Consider the following 23,019-nt stretch of genomic DNA (forward strand, 5'->3'; position numbering starts at 1 on the left):
CTCCTTTCACTCAGCTTTTTCTTGGGGATGATTAAAGCACCATCAGTTTGACCCAAAGCATGCTAATATGCCGCTCATCGGGATAGATCTGATCGGGCTATGTCAAATTTTAATAAAAAGTTATCCAAACGCTTACAGTTAAACCATGCCTATGGTCAATTAATCGCGTTGATTTTTGTTCCAATTTTAGTGTTGGCCGCGGTGGGAACCGTATTGGTCCTCAATGAAACTGGTGCAGCAGCCCAATCTCAGCAGCGTCATACTGCCGCTGCCTTATTAACACGCTATGAACATACCGCCAGCAATTTACTCAGACTGGTAGAATTACGTCCCGATCAGTACGATCAGGCGCTTCGGATCATGCAAAGCATGTACAACGAACGCTACCTGAAACGTGCCGCGATTATCGATCAAAAAGGCCAAGTCTCGTTAAGCATCGGCTATCGCGATACGCGCTTTTGGCCCAAAATTCCAGATATGATCTTTTTTGGCCCCATCAGCCATAACCACAACAATATTTATGGCCAGCGCATCCAATCCAGCAATAATCGACCGATGTGGCTGGTGGTGGAAATGGACAATCAACCGCTACAGATTGCTCATTATCGGGTTTTCACCGTATTGATTGTCACGGCCTTGATCACCTTATTATTATTGCTGCTGTGTCTGAACTTTTACTCACGGCGCTGGATTGCACCGATGTACGAGATTCGGATGCAATTGCAACGCCTCAATGCCGATACGCTCGATCAGCATATGGTCATTAACAGTACTGGCGAACTGCGCTTGCTACAGCGTGATATTGCCAATGTGGTCAAGCGCTTACACTTTAGTTTCTTAGAGCTAAAAGAACATACCGAGCAAACCGAAGACGATTTGCGTCGCACACTCGATACACTTGAAGTGCAAAATATTACCTATCGCCAAGCGCGTGATCAGGCCATTTCAGCCAATCAGGCCAAATCGGTTTTTCTGGCCAATATCAGCCACGAGTTGCGTACTCCACTCAATAGTATCGATGGTTTTATCCATTTATTGCTGCGTCAGCAAAGTTTAAGTAATGAGCAACGTTTGTACTTGCAGACCATTCGTAAATCATCTGCACATTTGCTGGCGCTGATTAACGATGTACTCGACTTCTCAAAAATCGATGCCGGTAAGCTTGAACTTGAAACGGCGGCATTTAATTTAGAAGAAGCTATTTTTGATGTGATGGATATGCTCTCGCCGCTGGCGGCACAAAAGCATATCGATATGGCCTTTTATTATGGCGATAACATTCCTGAAATCGTGAATGGAGATGCGCTACGCGTCAAACAGATTTTAACCAATCTGATTTCCAATGCGATCAAATTTACCCCAGATGGTGAAATTATCGTTCGGGTTCGAATGGAACACGATGATATTGGTCAGTGCTTGCTACATTTTAGTGTGCAGGACAGTGGCATTGGTTTAAGTGGTACCGACCGCAAGAAACTGTTTGAGTCGTTCTCACAAGGCGATGCATCGGTAACACGTCAGTTTGGCGGTACAGGACTTGGACTTGCCATTTCCAAACAGCTGGTGCAACTCATGCACGGTCATATTGGTTTTGAAGACAACCAAGAACGTGCACCAACCGAAAAAGGCTCAACATTCTGGTTTACTGCACAATTTAAAACCGAAGACGATATTATTCCAGAGTACCCGCAATTTCCTCAACTGCATGTGGTGTCGTATCTTGCCCATCCAGCCACAGCTAATATTTTGCGGCATTATCTCGAAAACTATCGCGTCAATCACACCGAAATCACTTCGATTTTGGAACTCTTTAGCCGTCTGAATCATTTGAGCTCAAAAGAAAATACTTGGCTCATTGTCGATCATAGTGGCGATACCCAAGCGCTGCTCAAAGAGATTCGTCAGCGCTATACCGGTAATTTAGCGGTGTATGGCTACCAGATGGCACTTGAGCCAAATATGCTCAATGACTATCGTGCACGACCGTTATATCAGCCGCTGAGTCGAAGCGCACTGGTTCAGCTTCTGAGTAACCAGCCGATTTTTGAGCATCAACCCGAACAGTTTAATGGCCGGGGCCTGCATGTATTGGCGGTCGATGATCATCTACCTAACCTGATTGTGCTTGAGGCGTTGCTGAGCGAGCTGAATGTCACCACCACCAAAGCACTTAGCGGTCAGGAAGCTTTAAATATTATCGAACAGCGCATCGAACAAAAAGAAAAGCCGTTTGATTTGGTATTTATGGATATTCAAATGCCGGTTATGTCGGGCATCGATACCACGCGTGCCATCCGCTCACTTGAATCGACACTAGATAACAATATGCGCCTACCGATTATTGCACTGACCGCGCATGCACTGGCTGATGAAAAGCAAAAGCTGTTAAAAGTCGGCATGGATGACTACGTGACCAAACCGATTCAGATGGAACAGATCATTCACATTTTGAATCAGTGGAGCAAAGCCGATTTTGATAGCCCCGCAGCAAATGAACATCAAATTTTGATCGATGCACTCGACCCGTCTATTTTAGACTGGCAGCAAAGTTTACAGCTTGCAGCCAATAAAGAAGATTTGGCCTTCGATCTCCTTAAAATGCTGGTCGATAGTTTTGATACTGAATTGAACGAAATGGAGCAACTCATCGAGCTGGAGGATTTTCCACAGCTTGAACATGTTTTGCATCGTTTATATGGTGCGACGCGCTATGTGGGAACCCCGAAACTGCAACAGGTAGCCGGCGAATTTGAACAGTTTGTCTCGACTTTACGTAAAGAACGCCGTAAGGCAGATGCTGCGTTTATTCAGGAAACTCAGATACGGTTTGAAGCACTCAACTTAAGTATTCGTGAAGTTGAGGGTGCGGCCAAGCATATATTGTCTGAGCGTGATTAGCTCAAGCCCTGTGACTGATGTGTTCGTGTTAATTTTGAAGCACATGCTATGCTGAGCTGAATAACAATTTAAATGAATACGAGTGCTCAAACATGGAACTGATCAAACTCAGCATACAAAATGGTATTGCAGAGGTGCGCTTAAACCGACCAGAAAAACGCAATGCCATGAGCTTTGCTTTGCTACGTGAGCTGATTGTGACGGCCAAAACCATAGAAAAAGATCGTCATATTCGCTGTGTAATTTTAAAAGGTGAAGCGCAGGTTTTTAGTGCAGGGATTGATTTAAGTGATTTAAATAACCCTAAAAATCGAGCCTATGCCGCGTGGGAGCTGATCAAACCGGGCGAAAGTCTGTTTCAAAAAGCTTTTTTAATTTGGCAACGCTTGCCTATTCCAGTGATTGCGGTACTCGAAGGTTATTGCTTTGGTGCTGGTATGCAACTGGCTCTGGCTGCCGATATTCGCATTGCGCATCCAGATACCCAGCTTTCGATCATGGAAAGCCGTTGGGGACTGGTTCCCGACATGGGGCTTACACGCTCACTAAAAGGGCTGGTCGGGCCAGATCTGGCCAAAGAACTTACCTTAAGCGCACGTATTTTTGATGCTCAATATGCAAAAACCGTCGGATTGGTTACTCATCTTGCAGAGGAGCCACACCAAGCCGCAGAGCATTTAGCTGTTGAATTTCTACAGCGCTCTCCAGATGCCGTGGCCGCAGCCAAGTCAGTTTTAAATGCCATGGAACATGCACCTCATCGTGCATTACGGCTAGAGAAACTTTGGCAATTAAAGTTATTATTGGGTAAGAACAGCCGCCTCGCTCGGCAAAAAGACAAACACCCTGAGGTGGAATTTCTGCCTCGACAATATAAATAAACAAGGACTGATGTATGCGCTTTGATCTTCACACGCCCGTTGCATTTATAGGCATGGGACTTATGGGTAGCCGAATGGCGACCCGACTGATTCAGGCCGGCTTTCAAGTCGCGGTATGGAATCGAACTCAAAGTGCATGCGATGTATTGCTGGATATGGGCGCAGCATTGCTTAAATTTGAAGATCTGGGTAATTACCCCCTCATTTTAACCTGTGTTGCTGACGATGCCGCCATGCATGATGTCTTTGCTCAAATACAGCCGTATTTGAAAGCCGAGCAAGTAATTGTCGATTTTTCAAGCTTGTCGGTTGAGGCGACTCACCAACTGGCCAAACAGGCCGCACAGCATAAAGTGATCTGGATTGACTCACCTGTTTCGGGCGGGACAGCCGGCGCTGAACAAGGCACCTTGGTGATCTTTGCCGGTGGTGATCCTGCTGTGATTCAAGACTTGAATCTACTTTATAACATCTTGTCACAACGTGTGACCCGTATGGGAGATGTCGGAACTGGGCAAGCAACCAAAATTTGCAATCAACTCATTGTCGCGGCCAACAGCGCTCTGATTGCTGAGGCTGTAGCACTGGCTGGTCGAGCTGGTGTAGATACCACTTTGCTGGCACCCGCGCTGGCGAACGGATTTGCAGACTCCAAGCCATTTCAGATTTTGACACCGCGCATGGCCAAGCAGGTTTTTGAGCCGGTGCAATGGAAAGTCCAAACCCTTGCCAAAGACTTAAACAATGCGGTGCTGCTGGCACAGCGCTGTAACCTGCATATTCCAGTTGCGGTACAAGCCTTGAGCCAGTTACAAGCACACCAAGAAAATGGCTATGCACAGCAAGATTTAGCCACTATGATCAAACATGTAGATGATGTAAATCACTAACAGAAAAGGACATTCATGATGAGTCAGTTGGCTGTTAATTTATCCATGATCTTTACGGAAGTACCTTTAATTGAACGCTTTGCGCTGGCGCACCAACATGGCTTTCAGCACATCGAAATTCAGTTTCCGTATGAGTTATCTATTGAGCAAATTCAGACACAGTTGCATGATCACCAACTCGATTTATGCCTGATCAATGTACCTGCTGGCGATTTAATGCAAGGCGGAAATGGGCTGACGGGTGTACCCGGCCAAGAGCAGGCTTTTGCGCAGGCTTTGCAGTTAGCGATTGATTATGCCACCGCATTAGATGTGCCACGCGTGAATATTTTGGCGGGCAAGCAGCCACACGACTACGATTTATTGCCTTGCCTGAATACTTTGGCAAGCAATCTTAAACTTGCCTGCAACCTGTTAAGCGCTCATCATATTCAACCCTTGATTGAAATGATCAACGGTACCGATATGCCACGCTTCTTAATTCAAAACACGGCACAGGCTCAAGAGATGCTTGAAGCGGTTCATCACCCTGCACTCAAGCTACAATACGATTGTTATCATATCGCCATGATGGGCGAAGATGTATTAGAAGAACTCAAAGAAAACATTCACGACATCGGACATATTCAGTTTGCTGATTGTCCCGGTCGCCACCAACCCGACACAGGTCAGCTCAATTTTGAGCAGATATTTGCTTGGCTACAAAGTAGTCATTATTCGGGTTTTATTGGCGCAGAATATCGGCCACGCGCATCATCGAGCGACTCTTTTGACTGGAAATCAAAATATTTCTCTGATGATGTAAACACTTAGTTTGAATTGACAGTTTTTTAAACAATTTTTTTCAAACTCAACCGATAGGAAAAATTGAAATTCGGGCGTAAAGACGCTATATTAAACAATGAGTAATTGTCAGGAAACTATACCCTTTATGAATTTAGAACCATCGCCCAGCGCTTCTAATTCTCACGATCTCGCCATGAATTCTACGTCGCAGAATGTACAAGGCTGCCTAAAAGTCGTACATGATGCGCTCACCGATGTAAAAGCAAAAGATATTTTAGAAATTGACGTTCGTAACATCAGCAATGTTGCAGACGCCATTGTGATTGCCAGTGGTACCTCTACCCGTCATGTTAAAGCCCTTGCAGACAACGTTGCAGACGAAGCACGTAAAGCAGGCTATCGCCCGATCGGAATCGAAGGCGAACGCGACGCCGAGTGGATCTTAATCGATCTAGGTTATGTCGTGGTACATGTGATGTTACCAACTGCTCGTAAATTTTACGACCTTGAAAGCTTGTGGCGCAATGCACCAGAAGCAATAGCTTAAAGTTAAGCATATAAAAAAGCGACCTGAATGGTCGCTTTTTTATGATTGAGATTTAGATTGATACTTGCATGAGAGACCACAGAGCCACTTAACCCAATCAACCATACACTTTCATGATGATTCGACACTTAGAGTGCACCTGTCTGCCATTTCTTTTTACGAGTATTGATCAAAATAAAAACTCCCACTACAGTTCCTATTGGAAATCCAAGGAGCAATAAACACCCTAAACCCTGTGATAATGTTTTTCCAACTTCAGTGCCGTTTTTCACTTCGTTTGAAGCCTTAAGATGCAAAAAGAACATGCCACCGTAGATGGCAGTCAGTAAAATTAAAACAGTAATCGTGTCCGACTTGCTATGTTGTATAAAAATAATCCACGCCAATACCAACATCAGGGCATATAAACCCATCATACATCGATGCGTATAAAATAAAGCTTTGTTCACCGTTGTTTTTCCTATTTTTAATTAGTCTTTTTACATCATAAATTTGGAGATCTTATTGTTCTGTAAAGCCTATTCAATCATAAACTATTCATTGTCTTTAAATTTAATTCCACCAATAATATTGGTTGAGGCTTAAAAAAACCACCTTTAGGTGGTTTTTTTATCTATTCGATTAGTGACCATTGCCATTAATGGCTTTGGTCATATCTTCCACCACTTTCTTGGCATCACCAAAAATCATCATGGTTTTTTCGTTATAGAACAAATCATTATCCAGACCTGCATAACCTGTTGCCATTGAACGTTTGATCACCATAATGGTTCGTGCCTTGTGGGCTTCCAAAATCGGCATACCATAAATTGGAGAGCTTGGATCATCTTTCGCAGCCGGATTGACGACGTCATTGGCACCAATCACAAGCACGACGTCGGTTGCTGGAAAATCAGAGTTAATCTCATCCATTTCCAGAATGTCTTCGTATGCCACATCTGCTTCTGCTAACAATACATTCATATGGCCCGGCATACGCCCCGCCACTGGGTGAATTGCAAAACGCACCTTTACACCCTGCTCTTTGAGTAATTCGCAAAGTTCTTTTACCGCATTTTGTGCACGACCTTGTGCCATACCATAGCCCGGTACAATCACCACACTGTCTGCATTCGACATCAAGAAGCCTGCATCGTCTGCCGAACCTGAACGGTGGTTACGCTGCACCTGTTCACCTTTGGCAGCGCCCGCAACCGCAGCACCGCCCATTGCGCCACCGAATAAAACATTCAAGATGTTTCGGTTCATGGCTTTACACATAATGTAAGACAGAATCGCACCCGATGAACCGACCAGTGAACCAGCCACAATCAGCATGTTATTTTCTAAGGTAAAACCAATTCCTGCTGCCGCCCATCCAGAAAATGAGTTAAGAAGTGATACCACCACTGGCATATCACCACCGCCAACTGGTGCAATCCAGACCCAGCCAAAGGCCAGTGCCAGTGCAGTCATTGCCCAGAACGCTGTCATGTTACCTGTCGAGAAGAAGTAAAAACCACAGGCCAGCATTGCAATAAAGATTATGGCCTGCACAGGCTTTACCCAAGCGCCAGAAATGGTTTTGGCCCATTTCTTTGCAGCCAGTTTACCGTAGGCAAAAACTGATGCAGTAAAAGTAATTGCGCCGACAAAGCAACCCACAAACAGCTCAAACAAATGTACTGGGCTCATGTGTGCATGCTGAACGCCCGCATCAGTCAACGTTGCTTCGTATTGTTCAAACAGAACTGTTAATTGGTTGTTGTGCAAAATTGCCGCAATAGCAATCAGTACCGCTGCCAGACCCACCAAGGAGTGCATCAGTGCAACCGTTTCTGGCATTTGTGTCATTGGTACCGTACGTGCACGCACAATCCCCACAATTGCACCAAGCACCATCGCCCCCACAATCATCCAAACCACAGGATGATCAGCCACGAAGAACGTGGTCAATACCGCAATCGCCATACCGATCATGCCGTAGCGGTTACCCGAAATTGCTGTTTTAGGTCCAGACAATCCGCGAAGCGTCATAATAAACAGGACTGCACCGATCAGGTAGAACCACTCTGCGTTTGCTCGAATAAATTCCATGTTTTCGTCCTCTTATTTTTTCTGCTTCGGCTTAAACATTTCAAGCATGCGCGCTGTTACAGCGAAGCCACCAAAAATGTTAATACTGGCCAAGAACACCGCAATAGCACCCAATACACTCACGACATTGATGCTTTGAAAATCGACACTGCCTTCTACACCAATCATGGGTAAACCCACGGTTTGGATCATCGCCCCCACGATGATAATGGAAGACAATGCATTCGTGACCGCCATCAGCGGTGTGTGCAATGCAGGCGTAACGCCCCATACCACGTAATAACCTACGAAGATGGCAAGGACGAAAATTGTAATCGTTTCAACCATGAGTATTCTCCTTAACCACGCTTGAGCAGTACATGACCGCCATGAGTGACCAATAGGGCTTTTTGAATTTCTTCTTCTGGATTGATGGCAAAATTCTTGTCTTGATCAAACAGTGTTTCAACAAAATTGAATACATTACGTGCGTAAAGTGCTGAAGCTTCTGTCGACAAGGTCGATGGAATATTTGGAACACCTAAAATCTTCACACCATTTTCGGTGAATACCGTTTCGCCGACTTTAGAGCCTTCAACATTACCGCCTGTTTCGACGGCCATATCCAAAATGACTGAACCCGGTTTCATTTTGGCAACGGTTTCCGCTTTAATTAGACGCGGTGCATTTCGACCCGGTAATAGCGCAGTCGTAATGACGATATTGGCATTGGACACTGCTTTATCGACAATGGCTGCCTGATCCTTGATGTACTGCTCACCCGGCGTCCAGCCATATCCATTTTTAGCAGCTTCATCGGCACGCGCTTGCTCTTCAGGTGACATCGGCACATCTAACCACTTCCCCCCAAGCGACTCGACTTGCTCTTTAGCCGTTGGGCGTAAATCGGTAGCTTCAACCACTGCCCCTAAGCGTTTGGCTGTGGCAATCGCCTGAAGGCCTGCCACCCCAACCCCCATAATCACCACACGTGCAGGTTTTACAGTACCTGCTGCGGTCATGAGCATCGGGAACATGCGCTGGTATTCTGCTGCTGCCAGCAAAACCGACTTATAACCCGCCAAGTTGGCTTGAGAAGACAACACGTCCATGTTTTGCGCACGAGACAATGTACGTGGCAACAACTCTAGAGCAAATGCAGATACGTTTTGACTGGCAAAGGTATCTAGGTCTGGATTTCGATATGGATCAAACATCGCCACAACGGTTGTATGTGCAGCTAACTTTTGAATTTCGTCACCTTGAGGTGCCCGAACTTTCAAAATCAATTGACTACCCGAATAAACATCTTCCGTAATGGTAGCGCCTACCTGTTCATAAGCGCTGTCGATATACGCGGCTCTTACCCCTGCTCCACGCTCAATCAAGACGCGATGGCCAGCACTGATCAACTTTTTCACTGTCTCTGGTGTCGCTGCGACACGATTTTCACCAGCGATCGTTTCTGTTGGGATTCCGATCTGCATGAGCATTCCTCAAGCTAATTTTCTTAAGTACAAACACCGTAGTAAACGATGTTCTCCCCCAGGTTATGTTTTGTTCATTTTTTGGATTCTAATTGAACTTTTTTAAATTACCACCCACTATTTATTTAATAAATACCTATATTTTGAACTAATGATTCACCTTTATACCTTAAATCTATAAAATAGGAGAGTTTGACTAAAAATTAAAAAACGACTCAAGATGCTATTTTTTAGATGAAATTTTCAATGAATTCGGTACAAACAGGATCCCTATGTGCCATTTTTGCTGCTTTTTTATTCAGCACCAAAGCCATTTTTATCAAACAGGCTTACGCCCTCTCTCCTTTGGTTGATGCAACCACCTTAATGGTGCTTCGAATGGGAAGTGCTTTACCCTTCTTTATACTTATTTGCTGGTTAAATCGGCATCATAATCAAGGCATTCATATAAAAGATTGGCTCATTTTAGTTTTTGCTGGGCTATTGGGCTATTATTTCGCCAGCTGGTTAGACTTTGTGGGGCTGATGTTTATTAGTGCTTCACTTGAACGCATTATTTTATTTTTGTATCCCACGCTCACTGTTTTGGCCTCAAGTTTAATTTATCGTCAAAAATTAAATGCAAAAACTTGGTTTGCCATTTTTTTGAGTTATGGAGGAACGGTTCTGGTCATGCTACAAGAAGGCAAAATCGCACCAAGTCAGGGCAATCTGTGGATCGGCTGTAGCGTCGTATTTGCCAGTGCCGTCGCGTTTGCAGCGTATTTATTATTGACCCCTCATCTTATTAAAAAATTTGGTTCATGGAATTTTAACGGTTTGGCGCTGAGCGTGGCCTGCGTAGGCACACTGCTTCATTTTATCATTGGCACTACACACCCTATAGACACACTCATGCAGTTGCCAACCGGTGTTTGGCTATATGGCATTGGTCTTGGTTTTTTCGTTATCGTTTTACCAACGGCTTTATTAATGCAAAGTATTCAACGCCTGGGGGCTTCACAGTCTGCCATGATTGCCTCAATTGGCCCCATTCTCACCATTATACTGGCTGTCTTGTTTCTCAATGAGCATTTAAATCTTTGGCAATGGATCGGATGTGGGCTCAATATCGTGGGTGTTTTAATGATTAGCTTAGGCAAAAGCCGATTAAAACATTAATCTTCTGCTTCAAGTGGTTCAATGCGATATTGAATCTTCTGAAAATGTGCTCCATTTGACTGGCTCGCATAGTAATCATCAGGATTACGTAGCGGACATTGATCAAGCGATAAACATCCACAACCAATACACCAGTCCAGTTGCTGTCTAATCTGCAATAAGGTCTGAATTTTCTCTTCGAGTTGATTTTTCCAGAGATTAGACATCTTTTCCCAATCTTGTTTAGATGCCATTTTTCGATCAGGTAAGACCGAAAATGCTTGTTTAACCTCTTCAAGACTGATACCCACCAACTGCGCTACTTTAATAATGGCGATACGTCTGAGCATCGAACGCACATATCGGCGTTGATTGCCGTTAGTTCGAATACTCCAGATCAATTGTTTTTCTTCGTAAAATCGTATTGTAGAGACACTTACCCCACTACGTTTAGCCAACTCTCCAATCGTGATGAATTGTTGTGCTAAATTTTCTTGCTTCAATCGCTTGACCTCAAGTTAACTTGAGCTTTGATACTAGCATTTAATTTAATCATCTTTATATTCTCATGTCATTCAAATCTAAACATTGTTTTCAAATCATTAACCCTGAAACGTTATATAATCCCCAAGCATTTGCTTATAACCATGTTGTAGAAGTTAGAAATTTTCAGCGAATCTTACATATTGCAGGTCAAGGTGGTGAAAATCATGCTGGTGAATTTTCACATGATTTTTCTGAACAAGTATGGCAAGCATTTCACAATATCGAACGAGCGCTTAACCATATCAATGCCTCTATCACTAACATCGCAGTGTTACGCCTGTTGATTGTGAATCATGATACGACCAAACATAAGATCGTGATTAAAATCATGCAGACATTATGGCCTGAACAGAATTTCCCAGCCTGCACACTTATTCCTGTGACAGGACTGGCATTACCGAATATGCAATTTGAAGTTGAAGCAACTGCGTATACCCATTGATATGAGAGAATTTTATGCAAGAAACATCTGATATTAGCCAGAATAAAAAATTACTTTGGTTGATGGCGCTTGCATGTGGTCTGACTGCGGGCGCAAACTACTTTTGCCAACCACTAATCAATTCGATTCAACATGCCTTTGGGGTTACCACAGCCCAAGCCCAGTTAACCGTTACCTTTGCGCAAATGTCGTATGCTTTTGGCCTACTTTTGATTGTGCCTCTGGGCGATATTGTCAATAAAACCAAATTCATTCCGTTATTGATGGCCTTGGCTGGTGTAGGACTTTTGATCTGTGCTACATCCGTGAATTTAACCATGCTCTGGATCGGAACCGTGATTACGGGGCTGTTTTCAGTTGCAGCTCAAGTCTTGATTCCGTTTGCCACCATGACCGTGCGGCCTGAAAAAATAGGCGAAGTGGTTGGATTCTTAATGAGTGGATTGCTGGTTGGCATTTTACTTTCGACCAGCTTGTCAGGGTTACTGTCGCAATTGGTCCATTGGAAACTGATTTATGTGGTTAGTGCAGTACTCATCTTTATTTTAGCCTTTAAACTAAAATCCGAACTGCCTTATGCCATGCGCATTCGAATGAAATACAGCGATGTATTTAAATCGATGGCTGAACTGTTGGTGAGTGAAAAGCGTTTATCGATTCGGGCCTATGCAGGCGCGGGTGCATTTGCTTCGATGAGTGTGATTTTCTCGACCATTGCCGTGTATCTGTCTTCCGCACCCTTTCATTTACAAGATATGTGGATTGGCTTGGTGAGTTTGGTGGGAGTATTTGGGGCTTTGTCTTCTCAGTTTGTAGGGAAGTATGCCGATCGTGGTTACGGAACGCTGTTTACTTTTCTGGGCTGTGGTTTCTTAATTTTAAGCTGGGTGATCTTTTATTTTTCTTCAGCTGGATTGGGGCTGTATTTAATTGGCTTTGCCACGACGAATCTCGGTTTGGCATTTGTGCATTCGTGCAATCAAAATATTATTTTTCGAATTCGTCCCAATGCCAAATCTCGCCTAAATGCCATTTATATGACGCTATATTTTGGTGGCGCTGCAACAGGTTCTGCGATTGGTACATACGCATGGAATCATGGTGGATGGATATATACCTGCATGGCAGGTTTGGCACTGGCCGTCTTTGCCACCTTCTTTGCGCTTTTAGATTATTTGCTGTATCGGAATAAAAAACCCAATGTGGCGTGAGAAACATCCCCAATTGCACAATTTGGGGATTTAGCATAAACCGCGTATAATTTATGCCCTCGTTGCACACTCATTGTTTGGATCTGTTTTCATGAAATCATCACTAGAGACGTTAAAGCCCCGTATTTCGGTTGCCCCGATGATGGATTGGACGACCAAAGACTACCGCTTTTTTGCTCGCCTATTTAATCCGAATGTGGTGTTGTATACCGAAATGGTCACGACAGGCGCGATTTTATTTGGTGATGCCAAACGCCATCTCGATTATAGTCATGAAGAACACCCTATTGTGCTACAACTGGGTGGTTCCAATCCCAAAGATCTGGCCGAATGTACCAAAATGGCACAAGATTGGGGCTATGATGAAGTCAATCTCAATGTTGGCTGTCCAAGTGACCGTGTACAAAACAATAAAATTGGCGCATGTCTGATGGCAGAACCCGATCTCGTGGCCGAATGTATTGCACAAATGCAACAGGTCGTTGATATTCCTGTACACGTTAAGCATCGTATTGGCATTGATGACATGCAGTCTTACGATGAAATGCTGAATTTTGTAGATACCGTGGCAAAGACTGGCTGCCGCCATTTTGTTGTCCATGCCAGAATTGCCATACTTAAAGGGTTATCGCCTAAAGAAAACCGTGAAATTCCGCCGCTACGCTACGAAGATGTTTATCGACTCAAACAAGAACGCCCAAATCTCTTTATCGAAATCAATGGTGGCATTAAAAGCGTTGCAGAAACACAGCAGCATTTACGACATGTTGATGGCGTGATGATTGGTCGCGAAGCGTATCATAATCCTTACCTACTGGCAGAACTCGGGCAGTTGTGGAACCTGACGCCTCCAGATCGATTTGAAATCATGCACAAAATGCTCCCATATATCGAACAACGATTGACTGAAGGTGCACCACTGTCAATTATCACGCGCCACATTTTAGGCCTGTTCCAGAACTTGCCGGGTGCACGTAAATGGCGACAAGCATTAAGTGGTGGAAACGCCAAAACTCTGCATGATATCGATCGGGCACTGCATCAGATGGCAGAAAGCTTAAGCCGTCGCGATACGGTCAGTATTGAGCAAAGTGTTTAAATCAAAATAGTGCCATGACTTACGGTTTTCGTCATGGCACTTCTTTATGTGCTTCGTACAAACAATTGTCTAAAAAATCTTCATTCATCTTTTTTTTCACAGCACTAAGCGTCTGATTTAACGTGCAACTGATTTAAAAATAATCACTTTGTGAAATATTATTACATAGCTTAAAAAATTCTTTAAGGTTCGACCTGTAGGATGAGCCGGTCAGGAAATTACATCATTTGCACAGCGACTTAAAAAACGTAGGGATGAAGTTCAACCATGATTTATGACGGACAAGCTGCCGATTATTATCCAACGCAAAGCACAACAGAAAGAACAATTATTGAATCTTCAAGCCGGTCATCTGGTCCGTTTTCTTTTTCCTCTGAAAAAGCAGGACGTAGTCAGATTGATGTGCATAAATTTGTCTCAAAATTACAAACAATGAGTGGATTTACCAGCACGGCAAAATGCGCCAAGATGGTTCGTATTGCCCTAGAATCTGCGGGCGCAAAGATCCAGAGCCATCCTGTCGCTGCTTCGGACTGGGGAGATACGTTAAAGAAAATTGGCTATCGCCAAATTCAACCTGCATTTGACCACCCAAAAGTCGGCGATATTTATATTATTAAGCGCACCAAAAACCATGTATATGGTCATATCGCAGGTTATAGTGGCAGCCAGTGGATTTCTGACTACAAACAACCGAGCTACAACGTATATCGCGATGATGACGTGAGCTACAGTTATTTTAGACCAGGCGCAGACGACGACAATTAAAGCGGATTATTTGTCTAAATTTGTGCGTGCTGTTTGATTTTGTGATTTTTCAGATCGAGCTTTTTAAGCACTTCTGCCACGGCGACCATGGCAAAGCTTGATGTCACGACCACCGCAGAGCCATATCCGCCGCAGCGTAATCCCGCCGCTGCGCACACCTCTGCACTGGAAAATGGATTATCAATCGAATAAATACAGGTAATGCCAAACTTCTCTTTGGGCTTTTTACAAATGCCTTTGGCCCGCAACTGACTTCTTAACTTGGCCAGCATCGGGTCTTGTTCGGTTTTAGACAAATCTGCAACGCGAATTTTAAGCGGATCCAGTTTTCCACCTGCTCCACCAGACACAATTAACGAAATCTTATTGAAACGACAGTGCAGCATCAGTGCAAGTTTGGCTTTGACATCATCAATACAATCCAGCACCACATCGGGTTGATCAGCCAATATATCTGCAACATTATCGGCCGATAAAAAATCATCAATCACATTGACCTGAATTCGCGGGTTGATCTGACGGCAACGCTCTGCCATGATCGCTGCTTTTTCTTGCCCCAAGGTCGATGATAATGCAGGCAACTGACGGTTAATATTCGATGCAGCCAGCACATCCATATCGACCAACGTTAATTGAGCAATTCCCGTGCGCGCCAAGGCTTCAACCGCCCAACTGCCCACACCACCAATTCCAATGACCATGACATGACTTTGTTCATAATGATGAAATGCTTCATCACCATAAATTTTGGCAACGCCTGCAAAACGGCGTTCATATTCATCGTCGTGGAAGTCGGTCATACGGCTCAAATCAGTTCATTTTAAAGACGGCATATTTTACTGGTTTTAGCTGCCGATTGTTAGCCCAACAGTAAAGGCCTTTGTCATCATAACAAAGGCCTTTAAAAAGTGAACTAAAGTGTGTTTAAGCTGCAATCAGATTGCGCAGTACATAATGCAAAATACCGCCAGCTTTAAAGTACTCAACTTCGTTCAGTGTATCGATACGACAGAGTACTTTGAAGCTCTCAGTCGATCCATCTTCACGCGTCACACTCACGTCAAGCTGTTGATGCGGCTGAATCTCGTCTGATAAACCAGAAATAGACAGCTCTTCTTTACCGGTCAGATTTAAAGATTGTCGTGTTTGACCATCGACAAACTGTAACGGCAAAACCCCCATTCCAACCAGATTAGAACGGTGAATACGCTCAAAGCTTTCGGCAATGACTGCTTTTACACCCAGTAAATTGGTGCCTTTAGCAGCCCAGTCACGAGAGGAGCCCGTGCCGTACTCTTTACCTGCCACAATCACCAGTGGCGTGTGTTCCTCGGCATAACGCATGGCAGCATCATAGATCGCGAGTTTTTCACCGCTCGGAATATGCAAGGTGTTACCGCCCTCTTCGCCTCCCAGCATTTCATTTTTGATACGGATATTAGCAAAAGTACCGCGCATCATGACTTCATGATTGCCGCGTCGTGAACCGTAGGAGTTAAAATCTTTAGGTTCAATGCCATTTTCTTGGAGGTAGCGACCAGCAGGGCTGTCTTTCTTGATATTACCAGCAGGTGAAATATGATCTGTGGTGACCGAATCGCCTAGCACGGCCAAAATACGTGCATGCTCAATATTCTGAATCGGCTCAGGTGGCTGATCGATTTTTTCAAAAAATGGAGGATGCTGAATATAAGTTGAATCATCGGCCCACTCATAGGTTTTACTGTGTGGAATTTGAATTGATTGCCAACTTTCATCCCCTTCAAAAACATCTGCGTATTCCTTGTGGAACATCTCGGTATCGACTTTTTGCAATACTGCTGCAATTTCTGCACTGCTTGGCCAAATGTCTTTGAGGTAAATATCTTCACCATTTTTGCCCTGACCTAAAGGCTCGGCGGTTAAATCTTTGCGAATGGTACCAGCCAGCCCATAAGCCACAACCAAAGGTGGTGAGGCAAGCCAGTTGGTTTTCACCAGCGGATGGACACGACCTTCAAAGTTTCGGTTACCCGATAGTACCGAGGCTACATTTAGATCATACTTCTGAATGGCCGCTTCAATTGGATCGGGTAAGGGTCCTGAGTTCCCAATGCAGGTTGTACAGCCATAACCCACCAGATTGTAGCCAAGCTGGTCAAGATAAGGTGTGAGTCCGGCAGCTGCCAAATATTCGGTGACGACTTTTGAGCCCGGTGCCAGTGAACTTTTCACCCAAGGTTTACGTTGTAGGCCTTTTTCAATGGCTTTTTTCGCTAACAAACCTGCCGCGAGCATTACGCTTGGGTTAGAGGTATTGGTACATGAGGTAATGGCAGAAATGACCACATCGCCATGATGAAGATCATAACGCTGTCCATCGAGTTCAAAATGCGGCTTATCGGATTCATGATGACTTTCTTCAACATCTACCGCTGTACCACCGCCTTCATTTTCTAGGCGCTGTTTTTCAGGTTTGGCTGGTTGTAAGTTCAACTCGACAGCGGCTTGAAATGCTGCTGGAACTTTTGACAATACCACTCGGTCTTGCGGACGTTTTGGGCCAGCCAAACTCGCCTCAACACTGGCCATATCAAGTGTTAGCGTATCGGTAAATACAGGCTCATCGCCAGTGTGACGCCATAATCCCTGCTCTTTGCTGTAATCCTCGACCAGTGCAATCCGCTCTGGATCGCGGCCTGTCAAACGCATGTATTCAAGGGTAATCTCATCGACTGGGAAGAATCCACAGGTCGCACCGTATTCTGGCGCCATATTGGCAATCGTAGCACGGTCTGCAAGTGGTAAATCTGCCAGTCCATCACCATAAAATTCCACAAACTTACCCACCACACCTTTCTGGCGCAGCATTTGCGTGACAGTCAATACAAGGTCGGTTGCGGTAATACCTTCTTTGAGTTTACCAGTCAGCTTGAAACCAATCACTTCTGGAATGAGCATGGAAATGGGTTGTCCCAACATGGCTGCTTCAGCTTCAATTCCGCCTACGCCCCAGCCTAATACGCCTAAACCATTGATCATGGTAGTATGCGAGTCGGTTCCGACCAATGTATCTGGAAAGGCATAGGTGTGCCCTTGTTCTGCATTGGTCCATACTGCCTGCGCCAGATATTCAAGGTTTACCTGATGACAAATACCCGTACCTGGCGGTACAACGCTGAAATTATTAAAGGCCGATTGTCCCCAGCGTAAAAATTGATAGCGTTCGCCGTTGCGTTGCATCTCAATTTCAACATTTTCTTCAAACGCATCGTCTGTGGCAAAATGATCGACCATTACCGAGTGATCAATGACCAGATCGACTGGTGAAAGCGGATTAATTTTTTCTGGATCACCTCCTGCCTTGGCCATCGCTGCACGCATCGCAGCCAAATCGACGACAGCCGGAACACCAGTAAAGTCCTGCATGAGTACCCGTGCAGGTCGATATTGAATCTCCTGCTCAGAGGTTTTCGTTTTTTGCCAATCCACAAGTGCCTGAATATGGGCTTGCGTTACGGTGTGGTTATCTTCAAAGCGAAGTAGGTTTTCAAGCAGTACTTTTAGCGATTTTGGCAACTGCGCAAGATCACCCAATTGTTTTTCTGCCTGCGCCAGACTAAAAATTTGGTAATTACGACCTGAAACTTTTAATGTTTTTAATGCATTAAAACTGTTGATTTTACTATAGCTGGCCATGCGGTCATCCTCCGGTTGGCTATTTGTTTTTAAAGATTTTGTTTGATGTTTTTCTACTGTATGCCAGATTTGGACACACAGTGTTCAGTTTTGGTTATTGTTTTTAAGGATGTTGTTTTTTATTGATTTAATCGTAGCGCGTCCAGTGCATTTTGCCACATGACCGGCGCCAACTCATCTACTGACAAACCGAGTGATGTCGCCAGTCCTTCTAATACATAAGGTAAATTAACGGGTGTATTTCGTGTACGTGTCTGATTGGACTGCTGACAGCATAACGGGGTCATATCGGGGCAATCGGTCTCCAGCACCAAGTGCTCTGCACCAACAGCCTGAACCACTTGATGCAGTTTTTTTGCGTTTGGATTGGTGATTTGTCCAGTAACGCCTAGTTTAAAACCAAGTTTAATGAGCGCTTTGGCTTCCTCCACACCGCCACTAAAGGCATGTGCAATACCGCCGTGTCTAAATTTGTGCTGTTTGAGCAGTTGGATCACATCGGCATGGGCTTTACGGATATGCAATAAAACGGGTTTGTCATATTGCGTTGCCAAGTCGAGCTGCGCAGAAAAATAAGCACGCTGTTGAGTGAATATTTCAGGTTGCTTGTGCTCGCCTAAAAAGGTATCAAGGCCAATTTCACCGACTGCCACACAGGGGCGCCGTTTCAGCAATTGCTCAAGCCGATGCAGATCTGTATCGGTATGTTCTTTGATATAAAATGGATGCAAACCGGGTGCCAGATAACTTTGAGGCGCCTGATCGAGCTGATTGATTTGATCATGTACACAGCATAGATCATCGAAGCGCGAAGCCACAAAACCAATCAGAACCAATGCCTCAACACCACGTTCCTTCGCCCGATAAGCCAGCTCCACGCGATCCGGATCAAAATCCGGAACGTCAAAATGCGTGTGCGTATCAAACAGGCGATGCATCTAAAAATATCCTTGTATTAACGCTGTCCTTTGGCTTGAGGTAAATATTCGGGTTTCAAAATACCGCCGAGTTGTGAGTATGGAATCACCAAGCGCGGTAAACCAACCGCATATGGGCCAATTTCATATTCGCCGTATTGCAAAATAAGTCCATCATCGCCGAGTAAGAAATTATCCGAAAGCTTGAATTTCCACGCCTGCTCATATTCGTCTACCGATGTCGCGAGCTTCGATTCAATCACCCAAGCTTTAAAGGCCTCGTGAGCTAACTTTTCTAGCGCTACTTTTTGCTTGGCTAACAGTAAGTCATTCAAATGCAGTCGTTTCTGCTGTTTTAAATCGAAATTATAATATTCTTGCATGGCTGAGCCATGAGCTCCCCCCAAGTAACTACTGGTATTGAGTACAATTGTGGCGACTGGTTGCTGCGATTTTAAAATTGAGGGCTTGATCATCAGATTCAACTGATGATTCGCACTTAAGGTTTTCATTTCGTTGTCTAAAGCAACAAATGAACGCACATAGGGTTTAATTTGCTGTTCAAGGGTAATTTGCTCTGGTTGCGCGCCCATTGCAGCACTGGCAGCGCCGGTTTCAAGCTTTGCCGCGCTATCACCAGTTTTGACCGACTTGGATATTTCAAGAATACGCGCCAAATTATTTAAAATTTCTGCATCAATCTGTTGGTCGATCCATGGCATATTACTTTGCAGGCGTTCGATCTCGAATTCTGGACAATTATTGCCGTCACATTCTGGTAAATCTGCATTCAGTTTTACCGTTTTTCCTTCGATGGCCAAGGCCTGTGCCTGAGTGGATGAATCGGTGGCCGATGCTGCTTTTGCAGCGTCTTCTGCTGCTTGCTTAGGCTGACAAGCCGCCAGAGCCAGTGTGCTTCCCAAAATGGCTATCCATGCATTCTTCTGAAATCGCAACATACGCAATGCCTTACACATTTATTTACATATATGATGATGCTAATCCAAGCCACTGCGCTTTGACCAGCATTACTTAAAATATCTATACAGAGTTAAAACATATCTCGATAAATAGCTGGATTCAATACCGTCTTGGTTTGCTGTGCAGTAAAATACAGATCAAACTGATCGGCGTGTTCTGAAATCTCGCTGGCACGATAGTGCAAACCAATGCCCTCCTGATCAAAGAACAAATCGGCTTTACGCCAGTCGAGCTGTTTCGGTGCTTCTTTTTGTATGTCTTTCGGCTGCTGGCTACGCCATTTTTTGTAGGCTGTCTGTACCCATTGCTCAAATTGTGCTTGCTGTTTCGGGTTAAGAATATCATTCACAGCAATCATACGTTTGCTTTTACGATCGGCCACCATAAAGTAATAACGATTCTTTATGGTAATTTCTTCCTGTTTGGCATTGAGTCCAATTTGTAACAGCACATACTGGTTTTTTTGATAAGCGATCGCACTACTTACCTTGAGTTCATACGGTCGATTGCGTGAGTATTGTGCTTGCCATTGTTTAGATTGTTTCAGATATTGCTTTAACACTGCATCCAGAGTGGGCGGCGTGATTTTTTTCTTGAGTTGCTCATTGATCACTTCTGCAATCTGTAGATCAATCCATTGTTTCAGCCATGGATCATTGGTCTTCAGCGTTTGAACATCCAAACGGGCACAGGTCGATGAAGACGAACACTCAGGCTTTGGCACCTGAAGTGCAGTAGACTGACTCTGTATTGGAGCCACTTGTATTGTTTTGCTTGGCGTCTTCGCTGGAACTGCTGGCGGTTTTGGTGCAGCAGCAAACCACAACCATATACACAGTGCGGCAATGATGCACAAACAGAGACCTAACAGCCAGATGTATCGACGCATATGCGAATCCTGCAAACCCAAAGCTGTACTCTAAAAGAAAAAACAGCGCCTGTTTAGACGCTGTTTTTTACATTATTTAGTGTTCTCGTGTATTTCGGAACTGGATATCAGGCCAGCGTTCCTGCATCAGTTGCAGATTGACCCGACTTGGTGCCAAATAAGTTAAGTGTCCACCACCATCGACCGAAAGTTGATCGTGAGCTTTTTTCTTGAATTCATTAAAAATCTTTTCATCATCGCAATGCACCCAACGCACGGTGTTCACGCTGATCGGCTCGTAAATACAATCGACTTTGTATTCTTCTTTTAAGCGATATGCCACCACATCAAACTGTAGCACCCCTACTGCCCCAACAATCAGATCATTACTGATTTGTGGCATAAAGACCTGCGTTGCGCCTTCTTCTGACAGCTCTTTTAAGCCTTTTTGCAACTGCTTAGATTTAAGCGGATCTTTAAGACGTACACGGCGGAACATTTCAGGCGCAAAGTGCGGAATACCGGTAAAATGCAGTTTTTCACCACTGGTAAAGGTATCCCCAATCTGGATGGTACCATGGTTGTGCAAACCAATAATATCGCCCGGCCAAGCCTCTTCCAAATGCTCACGTTCACCTGCCAAGAAGGTTAGTGCATCTGAAATCCGCACGTCTTTACCTAAGCGCACATGATTCATTTTCAAGCCTTTTTCATACTTGCCCGAACAAATTCGCATAAAGGCAATCCGGTCACGATGTTTCGGATCCATATTGGCCTGAATCTTAAATACAAAGCCACTGAATCCTTCTTCAGTCGCCTCGACGGTACGCTCTTGGGTGGGATGTGCTTTTGGTTCTGGTGCCCACTGAATAAAGGCATCCAAAACATGATCGACTCCAAAGTTGCCAAGTGCGGTACCAAACAGTACAGGTGTTTGTTTACCTTGCAAGAACAGCTCACGGTCTAACGGTTCGTTGGCCATTTGTACCAGCTCCAGAGACTCCTCAAAAGAGGCCCAAGCCAGCTCACCCACTTTTTCACGGATATCGGCGTGATCATAGCCATCACGAATTTCAATATCGGTAATAGTCGAACCAAAGCCCGTTTTGTACACATAAAGCTTGTCTTCAAGCAGGTTATATACACCTGCAAAGTCGCGTCCCATACCCAGTGGCCATGTGATCGGTACACAGCGGATATTTAAAACGCTTTCAATTTCATCGAGTAGCTCAAGCGGTTCGCGAATTTCACGGTCCATTTTGTTGACAAACGAAATGATTGGCGTATCGCGCATACGACACACTTCCATCAGTTTAATGGTTCGTTCCTCAACCCCTTTGGCACCGTCAATTACCATCAGCGCCGAGTCGACAGCCGTTAGAGTACGGTAGGTGTCTTCGGAGAAATCTTCGTGTCCCGGTGTATCCAAAAGGTTAATGGTGTGCTGCTTAAATGGGAATTGCATCACCGAGGTGGTAATCGAGATACCACGCTCTTTTTCCATTTCCATCCAGTCGGAGGTTGCAGAGCGATCTGATTTACGGCTTTTGACCATACCCGCCACCTGAATGGCCTTACCCCATAACAGCAGCTTCTCTGTCATGGTGGTTTTACCCGCATCGGGGTGGGAAATAATTGCAAAAGTACGTCGTGCGTTTACTTCACGCGCAAGTTGTTCTTTAAACATGAAAGATGTCTTCAATCTAAATTCAGCAGGCCATCAAACGTACGTCCGGCACAAGACTGAAATGTGGGAATTCGAAATTGTCGCAATTGTAGCAGATTTGGCAGCTAATTTAATGCTTGTTGATATCTTCTAGGTTAT

22 protein-coding genes are annotated in these 23,019 nt (G+C 44.6%); 10 read left to right on the forward strand and 12 right to left on the reverse strand.

Going from position 1 to position 23,019, the window contains the following annotated elements:
• The first annotated feature begins 99 nt into the window (after positions 1-99).
• The 5 genes from Aso01_RS13705 to rsfS all read left to right on the forward strand — a co-directional run bounded on the left by Aso01_RS13705 (position 100) and on the right by rsfS (position 6,002).
• Positions 100-2,898, forward strand: a complete 2,799-nt coding sequence (locus tag Aso01_RS13705) for a GacS-like sensor histidine kinase (RefSeq protein ID WP_004940532.1) — start codon at positions 100-102, stop codon at positions 2,896-2,898.
• A gap of 92 nt (positions 2,899-2,990) precedes the next feature.
• A complete protein-coding gene (locus tag Aso01_RS13710; RefSeq protein WP_004940535.1) occupies positions 2,991-3,779 on the forward strand; it encodes a crotonase/enoyl-CoA hydratase family protein in 789 nt (262 codons plus the stop codon).
• 14 nt (positions 3,780-3,793) lie between these two features.
• Complete coding sequence (locus Aso01_RS13715; RefSeq protein WP_004940538.1) at positions 3,794-4,669, forward strand: NAD(P)-dependent oxidoreductase; 876 nt, start codon at positions 3,794-3,796, stop codon at positions 4,667-4,669.
• Between the two features lie 18 nt (positions 4,670-4,687).
• Positions 4,688-5,482: a hydroxypyruvate isomerase family protein gene (locus Aso01_RS13720; RefSeq protein WP_039910133.1), complete on the forward strand. Its 795-nt coding sequence runs from the start codon at positions 4,688-4,690 to the stop codon at positions 5,480-5,482.
• A 118-nt stretch (positions 5,483-5,600) separates the two neighbouring features.
• Positions 5,601-6,002 carry a ribosome silencing factor gene (gene rsfS, locus Aso01_RS13725; RefSeq protein ID WP_004940540.1) on the forward strand — a complete coding sequence of 134 codons (402 nt, stop codon included), beginning with the start codon at positions 5,601-5,603 and terminating at the stop codon, positions 6,000-6,002.
• A 2-nt stretch (positions 6,003-6,004) separates the two neighbouring features.
• Here rsfS and Aso01_RS16055 read toward each other — a convergent pair whose 3' ends face one another.
• The 5 genes from Aso01_RS16055 to Aso01_RS13745 all read right to left on the reverse strand — a co-directional run bounded on the left by Aso01_RS16055 (position 6,005) and on the right by Aso01_RS13745 (position 9,544).
• Positions 6,005-6,130, reverse strand: a complete 126-nt coding sequence (locus Aso01_RS16055) for a hypothetical protein (RefSeq protein ID WP_255210189.1) — start codon at positions 6,128-6,130, stop codon at positions 6,005-6,007.
• Entirely contained in the window at positions 6,131-6,451 is a 321-nt protein-coding gene (locus Aso01_RS13730) for a hypothetical protein (RefSeq protein WP_004940543.1), read from the reverse strand. It lies immediately after the preceding gene.
• Positions 6,452-6,623: 172 nt separating this feature from the next.
• Entirely contained in the window at positions 6,624-8,078 is a 1,455-nt protein-coding gene (locus Aso01_RS13735; protein ID WP_004940546.1) for an NAD(P)(+) transhydrogenase (Re/Si-specific) subunit beta, read from the reverse strand.
• Positions 8,079-8,090: 12 nt separating this feature from the next.
• The gene (locus tag Aso01_RS13740; RefSeq protein ID WP_004940548.1) at positions 8,091-8,405 is read right to left on the reverse strand and encodes a proton-translocating transhydrogenase family protein; all 315 of its coding nucleotides are present in this window, start codon (positions 8,403-8,405) and stop codon (positions 8,091-8,093) included.
• 11 nt (positions 8,406-8,416) lie between these two features.
• A complete protein-coding gene (locus Aso01_RS13745; RefSeq protein ID WP_004940550.1) occupies positions 8,417-9,544 on the reverse strand; it encodes a Re/Si-specific NAD(P)(+) transhydrogenase subunit alpha in 1,128 nt (375 codons plus the stop codon).
• Between the two features lie 234 nt (positions 9,545-9,778).
• On the opposite strand from Aso01_RS13745, the gene Aso01_RS13750 reads away from it, so the two are divergent.
• Positions 9,779-10,705: a DMT family transporter gene (locus Aso01_RS13750; protein ID WP_039910134.1), complete on the forward strand. Its 927-nt coding sequence runs from the start codon at positions 9,779-9,781 to the stop codon at positions 10,703-10,705.
• On the opposite strand, the gene soxR is transcribed toward Aso01_RS13750, so the two are convergent.
• Complete coding sequence (soxR, locus tag Aso01_RS13755; protein WP_004940553.1) at positions 10,702-11,187, reverse strand: redox-sensitive transcriptional activator SoxR; 486 nt, start codon at positions 11,185-11,187, stop codon at positions 10,702-10,704. The two genes, Aso01_RS13750 and soxR, sit on opposite strands and share 4 nt — an antisense overlap.
• Before the next feature lie 65 nt (positions 11,188-11,252).
• On the opposite strand from soxR, the gene Aso01_RS13760 reads away from it, so the two are divergent.
• From Aso01_RS13760 to Aso01_RS13775, 4 genes are all read left to right on the forward strand, one after another.
• Entirely contained in the window at positions 11,253-11,672 is a 420-nt protein-coding gene (locus Aso01_RS13760) for a RidA family protein (protein ID WP_004940555.1), read from the forward strand.
• Between the two features lie 14 nt (positions 11,673-11,686).
• On the forward strand, positions 11,687-12,883 hold the full coding sequence (locus Aso01_RS13765) for an MFS transporter (RefSeq protein WP_004940557.1): 1,197 nt from the start codon (positions 11,687-11,689) through the stop codon (positions 12,881-12,883).
• 91 nt (positions 12,884-12,974) lie between these two features.
• Positions 12,975-13,982: a tRNA dihydrouridine(20/20a) synthase DusA gene (dusA, locus tag Aso01_RS13770; RefSeq protein ID WP_004940558.1), complete on the forward strand. Its 1,008-nt coding sequence runs from the start codon at positions 12,975-12,977 to the stop codon at positions 13,980-13,982.
• Positions 13,983-14,249: 267 nt separating this feature from the next.
• Positions 14,250-14,750: a hypothetical protein gene (locus Aso01_RS13775; protein ID WP_004940560.1), complete on the forward strand. Its 501-nt coding sequence runs from the start codon at positions 14,250-14,252 to the stop codon at positions 14,748-14,750.
• A 14-nt stretch (positions 14,751-14,764) separates the two neighbouring features.
• Here the strand turns inward: Aso01_RS13775 and Aso01_RS13780 are convergent, their stop codons facing one another.
• From Aso01_RS13780 to Aso01_RS13805, 6 genes are all read right to left on the reverse strand, one after another.
• A complete protein-coding gene (locus Aso01_RS13780; RefSeq protein ID WP_004940562.1) occupies positions 14,765-15,550 on the reverse strand; it encodes a tRNA threonylcarbamoyladenosine dehydratase in 786 nt (261 codons plus the stop codon).
• A gap of 124 nt (positions 15,551-15,674) precedes the next feature.
• Positions 15,675-18,428: an aconitate hydratase AcnA gene (acnA, locus tag Aso01_RS13785; RefSeq protein WP_004940563.1), complete on the reverse strand. Its 2,754-nt coding sequence runs from the start codon at positions 18,426-18,428 to the stop codon at positions 15,675-15,677.
• A gap of 119 nt (positions 18,429-18,547) precedes the next feature.
• A complete protein-coding gene (locus Aso01_RS13790) occupies positions 18,548-19,366 on the reverse strand; it encodes a TatD family hydrolase (RefSeq protein ID WP_004940565.1) in 819 nt (272 codons plus the stop codon).
• Between the two features lie 17 nt (positions 19,367-19,383).
• The gene (locus Aso01_RS13795) at positions 19,384-20,304 is read right to left on the reverse strand and encodes an RsiV family protein (RefSeq protein ID WP_004940566.1); all 921 of its coding nucleotides are present in this window, start codon (positions 20,302-20,304) and stop codon (positions 19,384-19,386) included.
• Between the two features lie 92 nt (positions 20,305-20,396).
• Positions 20,397-21,215, reverse strand: coding sequence for a hypothetical protein (locus Aso01_RS13800; protein ID WP_004940568.1), 819 nt, complete (start codon positions 21,213-21,215; stop codon positions 20,397-20,399).
• Positions 21,216-21,291: 76 nt separating this feature from the next.
• Positions 21,292-22,881, reverse strand: a complete 1,590-nt coding sequence (locus tag Aso01_RS13805) for a peptide chain release factor 3 (protein WP_004940570.1) — start codon at positions 22,879-22,881, stop codon at positions 21,292-21,294.
• Positions 22,882-23,019 lie beyond the last annotated feature (138 nt).

The sequence above is a fragment of the Acinetobacter soli genome (assembly GCF_000760595.1).
GTDB lineage: Bacteria > Pseudomonadota > Gammaproteobacteria > Pseudomonadales > Moraxellaceae > Acinetobacter > Acinetobacter soli.

Coding starts and splice junctions, on each gene's coding strand:
- Aso01_RS13780 (WP_004940562.1), bottom strand. CDS start 15,550: ATGACCGACTTCCACGACGATGAATATGAACGCCGTTTTGCAGGCGTT.
- Aso01_RS13795 (WP_004940566.1), bottom strand. CDS start 20,304: ATGTTGCGATTTCAGAAGAATGCATGGATAGCCATTTTGGGAAGCACA.
- Aso01_RS13720 (WP_039910133.1), top strand. CDS start 4,688: ATGAGTCAGTTGGCTGTTAATTTATCCATGATCTTTACGGAAGTACCT.
- Aso01_RS13710 (WP_004940535.1), top strand. CDS start 2,991: ATGGAACTGATCAAACTCAGCATACAAAATGGTATTGCAGAGGTGCGC.
- Aso01_RS13765 (WP_004940557.1), top strand. CDS start 11,687: ATGCAAGAAACATCTGATATTAGCCAGAATAAAAAATTACTTTGGTTG.
- Aso01_RS13750 (WP_039910134.1), top strand. CDS start 9,779: ATGAAATTTTCAATGAATTCGGTACAAACAGGATCCCTATGTGCCATT.
- Aso01_RS13790 (WP_004940565.1), bottom strand. CDS start 19,366: ATGCATCGCCTGTTTGATACGCACACGCATTTTGACGTTCCGGATTTT.
- acnA (WP_004940563.1), bottom strand. CDS start 18,428: ATGGCCAGCTATAGTAAAATCAACAGTTTTAATGCATTAAAAACATTA.
- Aso01_RS13745 (WP_004940550.1), bottom strand. CDS start 9,544: ATGCAGATCGGAATCCCAACAGAAACGATCGCTGGTGAAAATCGTGTC.
- Aso01_RS13805 (WP_004940570.1), bottom strand. CDS start 22,881: ATGTTTAAAGAACAACTTGCGCGTGAAGTAAACGCACGACGTACTTTT.
- Aso01_RS13735 (WP_004940546.1), bottom strand. CDS start 8,078: ATGGAATTTATTCGAGCAAACGCAGAGTGGTTCTACCTGATCGGTGCA.
- Aso01_RS13760 (WP_004940555.1), top strand. CDS start 11,253: ATGTCATTCAAATCTAAACATTGTTTTCAAATCATTAACCCTGAAACG.
- Aso01_RS13740 (WP_004940548.1), bottom strand. CDS start 8,405: ATGGTTGAAACGATTACAATTTTCGTCCTTGCCATCTTCGTAGGTTAT.
- Aso01_RS13800 (WP_004940568.1), bottom strand. CDS start 21,215: ATGCGTCGATACATCTGGCTGTTAGGTCTCTGTTTGTGCATCATTGCC.
- Aso01_RS13775 (WP_004940560.1), top strand. CDS start 14,250: ATGATTTATGACGGACAAGCTGCCGATTATTATCCAACGCAAAGCACA.
- rsfS (WP_004940540.1), top strand. CDS start 5,601: ATGAATTTAGAACCATCGCCCAGCGCTTCTAATTCTCACGATCTCGCC.
- Aso01_RS13705 (WP_004940532.1), top strand. CDS start 100: ATGTCAAATTTTAATAAAAAGTTATCCAAACGCTTACAGTTAAACCAT.
- Aso01_RS13715 (WP_004940538.1), top strand. CDS start 3,794: ATGCGCTTTGATCTTCACACGCCCGTTGCATTTATAGGCATGGGACTT.
- dusA (WP_004940558.1), top strand. CDS start 12,975: ATGAAATCATCACTAGAGACGTTAAAGCCCCGTATTTCGGTTGCCCCG.